Source organism: Aggregatibacter segnis ATCC 33393, assembly GCF_000185305.1.
Lineage (GTDB): Bacteria > Pseudomonadota > Gammaproteobacteria > Enterobacterales > Pasteurellaceae > Aggregatibacter > Aggregatibacter segnis.
The window spans coordinates 465,115-477,527 of the sequence record NZ_GL622200.1 but is presented as its reverse complement, the minus strand read 5'-3'; the positions used below and the strand labels follow the sequence as shown (position 1 = coordinate 477,527).

Below are 12,413 nucleotides of genomic sequence, written 5' to 3'. Positions count from 1 at the left end.
TTATTTCGGCAAGGCTGTTGGCTTTACTATTTCGCTAGGATAACAACCAAGAATTTTGAGATAGTGGCTAAATTGTTTTAATTCTTCCAACGCCGATTGCGTATCAGGATGATGAATATTGGCTTCAATTTCCAAATAAAACATCTCCTCCCAAGGCTTCCCATAAATCGGACGTGACTCCAATTTTGTCATGTTGATATGGTGTTTTTTAAATACCAACAACGCATCGACCAAAGCGCCCGCCTGCTGCCCCGTACTCATTAACAATAGGGTTTTTGTATGGATTTGCGGTGAAACACTGTGCGGCTTTTTGGCAATGACAATAAAGCGTGTAATATTATTTTCCTGATTGGCAACATTACGCTTCAGCACGTTCAAACCATATAACTTACCACCATCCTCATTGCCCAAAGCGGCAATATTCGGTTTATTCAAGCCTGCAACTAATTGCATGGCGTGCGAGCTACTTTCGCAATATTCAATATGCACACGTTCTAAGCCGTGAATAAAGTGGCTGCATTGCTGAATCACTTGGGGATGACTATATAACGTATCGATTTTACTTAAATCATCTTGCCCATTTACCAAGACACAATGTTGAATAGGGTAAGCCAATTCACCTACCAAAAACAAATCGGTGTGCTGCAATAGGTCATAAACTTCGTTTATGGCACCGGATGTCGTATTTTCTAATGGAAGAACCCCATAATCGGCTTCACCATGTTGTACTTTAGCAAAAACCTCATCAAAACTGGCACAACTTATTTCCACTAATTCTTCTTGATATCGAGTAGCATAATTACGCGCCGCCAAGTGAGAATAAGACCCTCGCTTACCTAAAAAGGCGATATGAATATTCTGTTCACGTTGCGCATTCAGTTTTTTCTGCAAATACACTTGTTGCGTCAGCACCGAATCTTCAATAATTTTTTGGAAAATTGAGGTGATGTATTGCGGTTCTAATTGGTAATTTTCATTTTCGGCAAATTGCACCAACTCTTGTAGTAATTGCTCCTCACGCTCTGCATCACGCAACGGTTTCTGGGTAAGTTCCTTGCTACGAACAACATCAAACGCTAAACGATGACGCTCAGAAAGGAGCTTTAATAAACTGCGATCAATTTGGGTAATTTGTTGTCGAATTTCACTTAAATCCAATGACATAAGCTTTCCTTTATTTAAATACTAGGACATCTTTCTCTATTCACATTTAGTGATGTCAATAAAGCCCGTATTCATTCATAAACGACTTATTTATTCTGAAATGGGCATAGGAAACATTGCTATTTTTAACCGCACTTTAAGCCTGTTATTGATGCATTAGGCTCTCAATATTTTCAGGCACTTCCCTACCATCTGCGGAAAACTCCATCAACATGGAAGAAATCGTTTCTTTTTTACATTGATAACGTTTAATCAATTTTCCACTCTGATCTTGACGAATTTCCAAAGAAACGTTGGTATAGCCTGTTTTATCCGAATCATCTTCCCTGACCAGAAACCAACGATTATCAGCGGACTTAGGAGGAAAATATATTGTACTTTGCGTTGCATAGGGTTGAAGGTAAATCTTATCTATTGTTGTTTCAACCACTACAGCATTATCAAGAGATAAACTAAACAACTGACTTTCCGGAACAAAAATGAGTTTTAAATCCTTCCCCTCAAATGTCTTGCAAGTAACGGCATCAACAATAATATCACTTGCTGCAAAAGTCACATTGGATAAGCTTAATAGAAATAGAAAGAAGAATTTTTTCATTTGGTTTTCTCTGTTAGGTTATGGATTATTGGTATTCATTAAATCAAAAGACAAATAAAAACATTTTAATTTCTGACCGCACTTTTTATAAGCCACACTAATAAAATGCCTTTTAAAGGATAAAAAAAAGCTATATTTCATTGAAATATAGCTTTTAAGAAAATATTTTTTAAATCAAAACTTGAGCAGGAGCAACATAACCTTCCGGAACTTGTTGTTTGTCTTCAAAGGTGACAAATTCCCAAGCTTCTTGATTATCTAATACCGCTCTTAATAATTTATTATTCAAACCATGACCTGATTTATAGGCTTTAAAATCACCAATAATGTTATAACCACACATATATAAATCACCGATGGCATCTAACATTTTGTGACGAACTAATTCATCTTTAAAACGTAAACCGTCTTCATTCAAAATGCGGTAATCATCAAGCACAATGGCATTATCCAAGCTACCGCCTAAAGCTAAACCTTGTGACTGTAGATATTCAATATCTTTCATGAAACCAAAGGTTCTAGCGCGACTAATTTGTTGAACAAAAGCCTGCGCAGAAAAATCCATCACATAGTTACGTACATTTTTACTAATTGCCGGATGGTTGAAATCAATAGTGAAATCTAAACGGAAACCGTTATAAGGGGAGAACTCAGCCCATTTATCACCGTCTTCTACACGCACTTTTTGCTTAATACGAATGAATTTTTTCGGTGCATTCTGTTCTTCAATGCCGGCATCAAGCAATAAATAAATAAATGGACTTGCACTACCATCCATAATTGGAATTTCAGGTGCATCAACTTCAATAATCACATTATCAATACCCAAACCCGCTAATGCTGCGTTTAGGTGTTCAACTGTTGAAATGCGCACACCTTGTTCATTCACTAAGCAAGTACAAAGCATAGTATCACGCACTGAATTTGCATTTGCAGGAAATGTAACCGGCGGATTTAAATCAGTACGGCAATAAACAACACCGGTATTTGGCATTGCAGGACGTAGAATCAATGTCACTTTGTTACCGCTGTGTAATCCTACACCTGTTACTTTTATGCTTTGTTTTAAGGTTCTTTGCTTAATCATAATCTGTCTCTTAACGTATTGTTATACAACAAAATAATTGTCGTTATTTGTCGTTATTACGCATAAATCCTTGAACGTTAAATAAATTCGTATCTTTCAAGCGTTCAGTAATTGGGGTATCTAAATCATCTCTACGATGATTTTGAACATTCTGTTGATGATTTTCATCTTGCGAATTTTGACTATAACTTTGCGGACGAGTTCCTAAACCACCAAAAGAAGTATTTACCGGTTGAAGTCCTGGTTGTGAATTTTGTGCAACTTGTGGACGAGGTGAAATTTGAATTTCAGGTGCGTCAGGCTCACCAATACCAGTTGCTACAATAGTTACGCGAATTTCATCAACCATGTCTGGTACAAGTGTCGTACCAATAACAACCGTCGCCTCTTCAGATGCAAATGCTTTAACAGTATCACCAACCGCGTAAAACTCGGATAATCCTAAATCCATTCCAGCAGTAATATTGACTAACACACCTTTTGCGCCGGACAAATCAACGCGTTCTAATAAATCACTTTTCACAGCGATCTTAGCTGCATCTTCTGCACGACCTTCTCCAGGCGCACTTTTGGCAGAGCCAAAACCGATCATAGCCTGTCCCATCTCAGACATGACAGTTCGCACGTCAGCGAAGTCCACGTTAATTAACCCCGGGGAAGTAATCATATCTGAGATGCCAGTAACGGAATTACGTAGAACATCATTTGCAGCAGAAAATGCTTGCATGAGCGTTGCATTTTTAGGCATAACCTTGGCTAACTGCTCATTCGGAATGATAATCAAGGAGTCTACATGTTTTGATAATTCTTTAATTCCCATTTCAGCGAACATCATTCGTTTTTTACCTTCAAAGGAAAACGGTTTTGTTACAACTGCAACAGTAAGAATACCTAATTCTTTTGCAATTTGAGCAACAATTGGAGCGGCACCAGTACCTGTACCCCCCCCCATACCCGCAGCGATAAATACCATGTCAGCACCTTCTAGCATCTTACGAATAGCATCCTGGTCATCTTCAGCCGCTTTACGTCCAACATTAGGGTTTGCACCAGCCCCTAGACCTTTCGTGGTTTCTGCTCCAATTTGAACTGTTTGCTGGGCTTGGCTTTTACGAAGAGCTTGAGCATCAGTATTTACTGAATAAAATTCAATCTTGCCATGTTCATCCGTATTTATGATGGATTCATCAATTAGAGTACCGCCAACTTCTTTTTCTAAAACACTGGCGACCATGTGGTTAATAGCATTACCACCGCCACCACCAACACCGACAACTTTAATCAGCGCGCCACTCATTTCACCAAGATCGTACTCTACTGGCTCAAACATAATTATCTATTCTCCGTGAATGCCGACATATTATCAGCATAAATTAAAGCCCAAATTTTTCATATTGTAGATGAAAAATCAAAATTATCAAAATTCTGACCGCACTTTATTAAAGATTTTTTTCAACACATTACCGCAGGAATTTAGGAAATTACTTCCCGAGTTTTCCTCATGAATCAATCCATCATCTTCATTGCTATGTTCATACTGAAGTAAACCAATAACGGTTGAATATTGAGGTTTATTCACATAATCCGTTAAACCGGTAATGTTTAACGGACTGCCTATTCTTACTTGATGATTAGAGCCAAAAACCTCTTCTGCACATTCTTTTAAATCTTCTATTTGAGCACCGCCACCAGTAATCACAATACCCGCGATAAGCTCACATTTCATATTTTTGGATTCTAAATCTGCTTTTAAACGTAACCATTCGTTTTTAACTAAACCAAGTAATTCTTTGTAACGCGCTGATGTTACAAATGACAGTTGTTCTTTTGTTAATACGCGAGGCCCACGCCCACCAATGCCAGAAACTTCAATTTTCTTATCTGCATGATATTTTGGAGGCATTAATGCACTACCGTGGTTAACTTTGATACTTTCTGCTTCCATTCTAGAAGCAGCACAAGCATAGGCAATATCATCGGTAACTCGATTTCCAGCGTAAGGAATCACCTTACTAAAGCGCAAAGCACCATTGATATACACCATGATATCCATCGTACCCGCACCAAAATCAACTAAACAAACTCCTAAGTCTTTTTCATCCTCTGTTAATACAGAATAACTTGAAGCCAAACCGGAGAATACAATTTTATCGACTTTTAATTTACAGCGTTCTACCGCTTTTTTCAGGTTATTTAACCAATCCTGATGACAAGCAATCAAATGAGTTTGTGCTTTCAAACGAACACCTTGTAATCCCAATGGATTTTTAATATTCATTTGTTTATCAACAGCAAATTCTTGCGGAATAATATGAAGCAAAGACAAGCCTTCCGGCATTTTTACCGAACTTGCCGTATGAATTGCAGAATCAATTTCATCTTGCGTCACTTCGCCTTCTGCAATAGGCACGAAACCATTCTCATTAAGACTCTGAATATGTTCCCCGGTAATGGCTAACGTCACGCTCATGATGCGACAGTCAGCAACTGACTCCGCCGCTTCAATTGCACGCTGGATAGAGGTGACGACCGCATTTAAATCAGTAATGCTTCCTTTATCAATCCCCTTTGAAGGACAACTGCCGACGCCAAGTACATTTACCACACCGTCAGGCAATACCTCACCAACGACTGCAACAACTTTAGAAGTGCCCACTTCTAAACCAACAATGGTCTTTGATTCCACAATTTTAGACATATTCTAACTTCACACTTAATAATTAATTTAAATCAACCATACCCACTGTAGCACCGGAGGCATAACGCAAATCAACATAGGATATTTTCTTATTTTCAGGCACTTCAATTTGGGGATAAATTGTGACAAAACGATCCAGTTTTGTTTTCCATTCACCACGCCCCAGTTTCAGCACCACATCATTATCCAGCACGACTTGCCAAGCACCGCGAGCATCAATGGCTACCGCCTTAAGCGTTAAACCTTTCTGTTTTAAATCGGCATAAATTCTATTCCAAGCGTCCAACACTTTTTCACTTTGGAAATCAGGACCTGCTAAACGAGGTAAATGAGTTTCTTTTAATTTACTCATTGGTAATTGAAAAACCGCACCATCTTCGGACAAAAAGTCGCTTTCATTCCAAATAGCAATCGGTTTATATTCCGTTACCCAAATGCTCAATCTGTTCGGCCACATTTTGCGAACAACCGCCCCTTTTACCCAAGGCATTGTTTCAATTTGTTCACGAATAGCATCAATATCTTGACCAAAAAAGCCTTTTAAATCGCCCATTTTTAATAAAGCATCACGCACATCAGCATCTGTCGTGAAATTGGGTGAGCCAACCAACGCAAAAGCACTGATAGGCTTACTATCTAATTTTTCTAGGAAATTTTGCCAATTTGAATAAGAATAGAACAATATGCCAACGCATAATAGCACAAGTAATAATTTAATTTGCACAAAAACTTTGGGTTTCGGCTCACCATATCTTATATTTTGTGTGGTTTTGCGTTTTAGTAAATTCATTCCGCGCTCAACTCTAAAATTCTCTCAACCAACTGCTCAAAAGAGTAGCCGACCGTTGCCGCTGATTTTGGGAATAAACTATGGCTAGTCATACCCGGATTCGTGTTGACTTCCACTAAACGGAAGTTTCCTTCCGCATCCGCAATCACATCAATACGGCTCCAACCTCGGCACCCGACCACATCATAGGCCTGTTTTACTAAATGGCGAAGCTCCTGCTCACGTTTATCACTTAACCCAGCCGGACAAAAATACTGTGTATTATCAGAAATGTATTTTGCATCATAATCATAGAACTCACCTTCCGGCACGATTTTAATGGAAGGTAACACTTCGTTATCCAGTACCGGCACAGTGAATTCATCACCGGCAAGCCATTCTTCAATCAATACGGTGCGATCAAATTTAAGGGCAAAATCCACCGCACTTTCCAACTCTGCAATCGCTTTCACTTTGGTTAACCCTACACTAGACCCTTCTAAAGAAGGTTTCACCATCAACGGTAAGCCGAGTTTTTTGACTACTGACTCAGGGTTTAAGTTTGCTCTATTTTCCACGGTAACGATTTCCATTTCAGCGACCGGCAACCCAAAAGCTTTCCACAACATTTTGGTACGCATTTTGTCCATAGTAAGCGCAGAGGTCATCACGCCACAGCCGGTATAAGGAATACCGATTTGCTCCAGCAATCCTTGCATCGTGCCATCTTCACCACCGCGACCATGTAAAATATTAAACACACGATCAAACCCTTGTTCTTTTAAAGTCGCCACCGGAAATTCTTTCGGATCAATTGGGTGAGCATCATACCCTTGTTTACGCAACGCGTTTAATACTGCAGTTCCTGAATTTAAAGACACCTCACGTTCGGCTGAGGTTCCGCCCAATAATACGGCGATTTTTTCTTGTTTTAATGTTTTACTCATCTTGCTATCCACTTATTCTTTTGTCCAACGTTCGACTAACTGACGTGAAAGCTTACTCACGCTACCGGCGCCTTGCGCCAAAATTAAATCACCATCTTGAATGAGATGATCAAGCACCTCACCTAATTGCGCTGTATCAGACACCAAAACCGGGTCCACTTTACCAAGATTGCGAATAGAACGGCATAACGCTTTACTATCAGCGCCCACAATCGGTGCCTCGCCGGCGGGATACACATCCAACATAATCAAGGCATCGACCTGAGATAAGACTTGCACAAAGTCATCAAATAAATCGCGGGTGCGGGAATAACGGTGCGGTTGGAAAATCATCACAATCCGTTTATTTTCCCAACCTTGACGCGCCGCTTGAATGGTGACCCCAACTTCCGTCGGATGGTGTCCATAATCATCCACCAACATCACTTTACCGTTCGGACGAATAAATTGGCCCAACTGATCGAAACGACGCCCCGCACCTTGGAAGTCGGCTAACGCAGCTAAAATCGCTTCGTTTTTAATACCTTCTTCTTTCGCTACCGCCAATGCAGCCGTTGCATTTAAGGCATTATGGCGTCCCGGCACATTCAGCAAGACATCAATCCGTTCACCACTCGGACAAATCACGGTGTAATGTCCTTGGAAACCGGTTTGTTGATAATCTTCAATGCGATAATCGGCATTCTCACTGAAACCGTAAGTAATCACCTGACGCCCAACTTGTGGCACCAAGCTCATTAAATCGGCATCATCGGCACATAACACGGCTAGCCCATAAAATGGCAAATTATGTAAGAAATTCACATAGGTTTGCTTCATTTCATCAAAATCACCGTGATAGGTATCCATATGATCCGGCTCAATATTTGTCACGATAGAAATCATCGGTTGCAAATGCAAGAAAGAGGCATCACTTTCATCAGCTTCGGCAATCAAATAACGACTGCGCCCTAAATGTGCATTCGTCCCGGCCGATTTCACCAAACCGCCATTAACAAAAGTCGGATCCAAACCTGCTTCCGCATAAATCATAGAAACCATCGCGGTGGTCGTCGTTTTACCGTGCGTACCGGCAACCGCAATGCCATGACGAAAACGCATTAATTCCGCCAACATTTGCGCACGTTGAATGACCGGAATGCGTGCTTCTTTTGCCGCCACCACTTCAGGGTTATCATCACGAATCGCAGAAGAAATCACCACCACGCTGGCACCGGTAATATTTTCTGCTTTATGCCCAATAAAAACTTTGGCGCCGGCATAAGCTAAACGCTGAGTCACCGCACTTTCCGCAATATCAGAACCGGAAATATGATATCCCTCATTCAATAAAATTTCGGCAATACCACACATCCCCGCGCCACCGATACCGATAAAATGAATTTGCTTCACTCGGCGCATTTCCGGAATGATGTCTCTAATCTGTTGATGATAGTTATCCATGAATATGTCCTTTTTACTCAGTCGTTCAAAACAGTTGAAAAAACGACCGCACTTATAATTTAATTTGCCACGTCTTCAATCACGTCAGCGACCCGTTTAGCCGCTAACGGTGTTGCCTTACTTTTTGCCTTTAACGCCATGGCTAATAATGTTTCACGATCTGCCAGCAACGGAGTTAATGCATTCAAGAGACGCTCTTCGGTAAATTCCGGTTGCTCAATGATCAGCGCAGCCCCCGCATCCGCTAAATATTTGGCATTCAAAAATTGCTGACGGTCTTTATGTTGGAAAGGCACGAAAATAGCCGGTACACCTACTGCCGCCAATTCGCACACCGTCAATGCGCCCGAGCGACAAATCACAATGTCCGCCCAAGCATAAGCTTCTGCCATATCATCGATAAATTCAGTCGCCACGCCATTTTGATTTGCCTGATAGATTTCCTCAATGCCGGCTAAATTGCCCTTGCCTACTTGGTGACGCACATAAATCTCCAAACCTTGGGCACTGAGTTTCTCTGCGACTTTTGGCACTGTTTGATTTAACACGCGCGCCCCTTGGCTACCGCCGACTACTAAAATACGCAAGGTTTTATCACGCGTGGCAAAACGTGTTTCTGGGGCTTCTGTTTGGAATAAATCACGACGTACGGGATTTCCTACCACTTCAGCATGAGGAAACGCATTTGGGAAGGCTTGCAACACTCGAGCAGCAATTTTGGATAACCAATTATTGGTTAACCCCGCAATGGCATTTTGTTCATGCAATACCACCGGCACGCCGCAAAGTTTTGCCGCAATACCGCCCGGGCCCGAAACATAGCCGCCCATGCCTAATACCGCATTGGGTTGGTATTGTTGAATAATCTTACGCGCTTGACACACCGCGCGCAAAATAGCAAAAGGCGCCAATAATAAACTCTTGATGCCCTTGCCACGTAAACCTGAAATTTGGATAAATTCAATGGGAATGCCATGTTTTGGTACGAGTTGGGCTTCCATACGATCTTTAGTGCCCAGCCAGCGAATTTCCCAACCTTGCTGTTGTAATTCTTGTGCAACGGCAATGGCAGGAAAAACATGTCCGCCTGTTCCACCTGCCATCACTAATAATTTTTTACCCATATCTTTTCTCTAAAAACACTCAAAAAAATGACCGCACTTTGGTTCTTAGTCATCCCGCAATCTTGCTTGACCACCGCGCATGAGGCGGTTTTCGTGGTCAATGCGCAATAATATGCCGACAGTGACCGACATAATGATAATACTGGAGCCACCGTAACTGATCAGCGGGAAGGTTAAGCCTTTCGTTGGCAACATGCCGAGAGCCATACCAAGGTTTACAAAACCTTGGAAGAAAATCCAAAAGCTGATACCGAAAGCCAAAAAGCCTTTAAAACGTTGCTCTAATATTAGAGATTCTCGTCCAATTTTCATGGCGCGGAAAACCAATAAACCAAGCAAAATAATAATCACTAAAATGCCGAAAAAGCCGAATTCTTCGCCCACAATAGCCATCACAAAGTCAGTGTGCGCTTCCGGTAAATATTCTAGTTTCAGTACAGAATTGCCTAACCCTTCGCCGAAAAATCCACCTCGGCCGAATGCCATTAAAGAGTTGGATAATTGGAAACCGGTACCGTAAGGATCTTTGAAGGGGTCCATAAAGCCGGTGATACGTTTAAGACGATAAGCAGAAGAAAGTACCAGCCACACAAACATCAATGCAGCAAAACCAAATAAGAGAAGGAATTGTCCAAATTTTGCACCGATAATAAATAGCAAACCGAAGGTAATGACAAATAAAACGACGGTACTACCCAAATCCGGCTGCATCAATAAGAAACAACCTAACAATCCCATCACCAAAAATGGCTTAACCGCACTTAACTTACGACTACGCACCTCATCATAACGACGGGTAAAATAACTAGCGAGGAAACAAGTTAAGGCTAACTTGGCAAATTCTGCAGGCTGGAAATTGAATAAAACCATTGGGATCCAACGACGGGCACCATTCACCTCTCGCCCAATCCCTGGAATCATCACAAGGAAAAGCAAAACCAACGCAATGCCAAACAATCTAACATGCCATTTTTCCCATTTATCCATGGAAATTTGCAAAGTGAAATAACAGGTTACGCAGGAAAGAAAAATATAAATCACATCCCGCTTGGCAAAATAAAACGGATCACCATGTAAGCGTGTTCCAACTGGAATGGAAGCGGAAGACACCGCCAGTAAACCAATAAGCAATAGCACGAGATACAACCACAATAACGCACGATCATATAATAAACTCGCCGGCGTAATCGTCGTCGTTTGTTGCCAAGTTGTTTTCAGTTTAGCCCAAAATTCCATGAATAAAATCCGTCTTTAACTTAAACGAGCCAAACGCGTGAACTCATCACCACGAGCTTCAAAACAAGGGAATTGGTCCAAGCTGGCACAGGCCGGTGATAACAACACCACATCCCCCGCTTGTAACTGCGGACGAATTGCTGCAATGGCCTGTTCCATGGTGTCGAATAATTGACTTTGTGACGAAAGTGCAGCTAACTGTTTACCATCCTGCCCAAAGCAATAACAAAAAATATGCGGTTGATTAATTAATGTCGCCAATTCAGAAAAATCTGCGCCTTTGCCATCACCACCGAGTAATAAATAGAGTTTCCCGGCGACCTGTAAACCGGTTAATGCAGCAACCGTACTGCCGACATTGGTTGCTTTTGAATCATTAATCCAACGCACGCCGTGCGCCATATGCGCTACTTGGAAACGATGTTCCAAGCCACCGAACTCGCGAAGTGCGGTCTGAATTCCCAACAAATTAATGCCTGCAGCTTGCGCCAAGGCAATCGCCGCCAACGCATTCATGTAATTATGGCGACCGGTTAATTTCATTTCATCACAAGCTAAAATCACCTCACCACGCGCCATTAAATAGGTTTTCTGATTTTCATTTTTCAGCCAATAATCCGCATGATGTTCCGCAAAACTCACTCGTTTTTCCGGGTGTTGAGTAGTTGGCAGGGTAAGCGGGTCTTCTCCGTTAACCACGGCCGTTTGGCAATTGTCGTAGATTTTTAATTTCGCATGGCGATAATCCTGTAAATCCACGTAACGATTCATATGATCTTCGGTGACGTTCAACACCGTTGCCGCCACGGTTTTTAGCGAATAGGTGGTTTCTAACTGGAAGCTGGAAAGCTCCAAAATGTAAATATCATGCGATTGATTTAAGAGAGAAAGCGCAGGAATGCCAATATTTCCGCCCATGCCAACGCTTAATCCGGCGGCTTTTGCCATTTCTGCAACCAATGTGGTCACAGTACTTTTCCCATTAGAACCGGTAATGGCCACAATCGGTTTATCCGCTTCTCGACAGAACAGCTCAATATCGCCGACGACTTCGACACCGGCTTGAAGTGCGGTCTGAATTTCAGGTGTTTTTACTGCAAGACCCGGGCTAATCACGATCAAATCGCTTTCTAAGAGCCATTGCTGGTTTAAACTGCCGGTATGCAGAGGAATGGCTTTATCAAGTTGTTCTGCGCCCGCCGGTGCATTGCGTGTATCAATGACACGAACATCTGCATGTTTAGCGCGCAGAAAATCAACACAGGACAACCCTGTTTTACCCAGTCCGATAACAGTGACTTTTTTATCTTGATATTGCATGAAATTCTCTCTCAAAAATGACCGCTC

General features: G+C 41.7%; 11 protein-coding genes. All 11 read right to left on the bottom strand.

Annotated features, from left to right (window positions below; genetic code table 11):
- Positions 1 to 1,164: a chorismate mutase gene (locus HMPREF9064_RS07015; protein WP_006717331.1), complete on the bottom strand. Its 1,164-nt coding sequence runs from the start codon at positions 1,162 to 1,164 to the stop codon at positions 1 to 3.
- A gap of 145 nt (positions 1,165 to 1,309) precedes the next feature.
- Positions 1,310 to 1,762 carry a hypothetical protein gene (locus HMPREF9064_RS07020; protein WP_006717329.1) on the bottom strand — a complete coding sequence of 151 codons (453 nt, stop codon included), beginning with the start codon at positions 1,760 to 1,762 and terminating at the stop codon, positions 1,310 to 1,312.
- 169 nt (positions 1,763 to 1,931) lie between these two features.
- Complete coding sequence (lpxC, locus tag HMPREF9064_RS07025) at positions 1,932 to 2,849, bottom strand: UDP-3-O-acyl-N-acetylglucosamine deacetylase (RefSeq protein WP_006717325.1); 918 nt, start codon at positions 2,847 to 2,849, stop codon at positions 1,932 to 1,934.
- Positions 2,850 to 2,892: 43 nt separating this feature from the next.
- Positions 2,893 to 4,179, bottom strand: coding sequence for a cell division protein FtsZ (ftsZ, locus tag HMPREF9064_RS07030; RefSeq protein ID WP_006717322.1), 1,287 nt, complete (start codon positions 4,177 to 4,179; stop codon positions 2,893 to 2,895).
- An 87-nt stretch (positions 4,180 to 4,266) separates the two neighbouring features.
- Positions 4,267 to 5,547: a cell division protein FtsA gene (gene ftsA, locus HMPREF9064_RS07035; RefSeq protein WP_006717321.1), complete on the bottom strand. Its 1,281-nt coding sequence runs from the start codon at positions 5,545 to 5,547 to the stop codon at positions 4,267 to 4,269.
- A 22-nt stretch (positions 5,548 to 5,569) separates the two neighbouring features.
- A complete protein-coding gene (locus tag HMPREF9064_RS07040) occupies positions 5,570 to 6,337 on the bottom strand; it encodes a cell division protein FtsQ/DivIB (RefSeq protein ID WP_006717319.1) in 768 nt (255 codons plus the stop codon).
- Positions 6,334 to 7,263 carry a D-alanine--D-alanine ligase gene (locus HMPREF9064_RS07045; RefSeq protein WP_032997780.1) on the bottom strand — a complete coding sequence of 310 codons (930 nt, stop codon included), beginning with the start codon at positions 7,261 to 7,263 and terminating at the stop codon, positions 6,334 to 6,336. The genes HMPREF9064_RS07040 and HMPREF9064_RS07045 overlap by 4 nt, the downstream gene beginning before the upstream one ends.
- 12 nt (positions 7,264 to 7,275) lie before the next feature.
- Entirely contained in the window at positions 7,276 to 8,706 is a 1,431-nt protein-coding gene (gene murC / locus HMPREF9064_RS07050; protein ID WP_006717316.1) for a UDP-N-acetylmuramate--L-alanine ligase, read from the bottom strand.
- Between the two features lie 59 nt (positions 8,707 to 8,765).
- Positions 8,766 to 9,830, bottom strand: coding sequence for an undecaprenyldiphospho-muramoylpentapeptide beta-N-acetylglucosaminyltransferase (murG, locus tag HMPREF9064_RS07055; RefSeq protein WP_006717313.1), 1,065 nt, complete (start codon positions 9,828 to 9,830; stop codon positions 8,766 to 8,768).
- Between the two features lie 45 nt (positions 9,831 to 9,875).
- Positions 9,876 to 11,066 carry a putative lipid II flippase FtsW gene (ftsW, locus tag HMPREF9064_RS07060; protein ID WP_006717310.1) on the bottom strand — a complete coding sequence of 397 codons (1,191 nt, stop codon included), beginning with the start codon at positions 11,064 to 11,066 and terminating at the stop codon, positions 9,876 to 9,878.
- A gap of 15 nt (positions 11,067 to 11,081) precedes the next feature.
- Entirely contained in the window at positions 11,082 to 12,386 is a 1,305-nt protein-coding gene (murD, locus tag HMPREF9064_RS07065; protein WP_006717308.1) for a UDP-N-acetylmuramoyl-L-alanine--D-glutamate ligase, read from the bottom strand.
- Positions 12,387 to 12,413: the final 27 nt, after the last annotated feature.

Excerpts from the sequence above, each read along its gene's own strand:
- HMPREF9064_RS07015 (WP_006717331.1), bottom strand. The coding sequence starts at position 1,164 with ATGTCATTGGATTTAAGTGAAATTCGACAACAAATTACCCAAATTGAT.
- HMPREF9064_RS07020 (WP_006717329.1), bottom strand. The coding sequence starts at position 1,762 with ATGAAAAAATTCTTCTTTCTATTTCTATTAAGCTTATCCAATGTGACT.
- lpxC (WP_006717325.1), bottom strand. The coding sequence starts at position 2,849 with ATGATTAAGCAAAGAACCTTAAAACAAAGCATAAAAGTAACAGGTGTA.
- ftsZ (WP_006717322.1), bottom strand. The coding sequence starts at position 4,179 with ATGTTTGAGCCAGTAGAGTACGATCTTGGTGAAATGAGTGGCGCGCTG.
- ftsA (WP_006717321.1), bottom strand. The coding sequence starts at position 5,547 with ATGTCTAAAATTGTGGAATCAAAGACCATTGTTGGTTTAGAAGTGGGC.
- HMPREF9064_RS07040 (WP_006717319.1), bottom strand. The coding sequence starts at position 6,337 with ATGAATTTACTAAAACGCAAAACCACACAAAATATAAGATATGGTGAG.
- HMPREF9064_RS07045 (WP_032997780.1), bottom strand. The coding sequence starts at position 7,263 with ATGAGTAAAACATTAAAACAAGAAAAAATCGCCGTATTATTGGGCGGA.
- murC (WP_006717316.1), bottom strand. The coding sequence starts at position 8,706 with ATGGATAACTATCATCAACAGATTAGAGACATCATTCCGGAAATGCGC.
- murG (WP_006717313.1), bottom strand. The coding sequence starts at position 9,830 with ATGGGTAAAAAATTATTAGTGATGGCAGGTGGAACAGGCGGACATGTT.
- ftsW (WP_006717310.1), bottom strand. The coding sequence starts at position 11,066 with ATGGAATTTTGGGCTAAACTGAAAACAACTTGGCAACAAACGACGACG.
- murD (WP_006717308.1), bottom strand. The coding sequence starts at position 12,386 with ATGCAATATCAAGATAAAAAAGTCACTGTTATCGGACTGGGTAAAACA.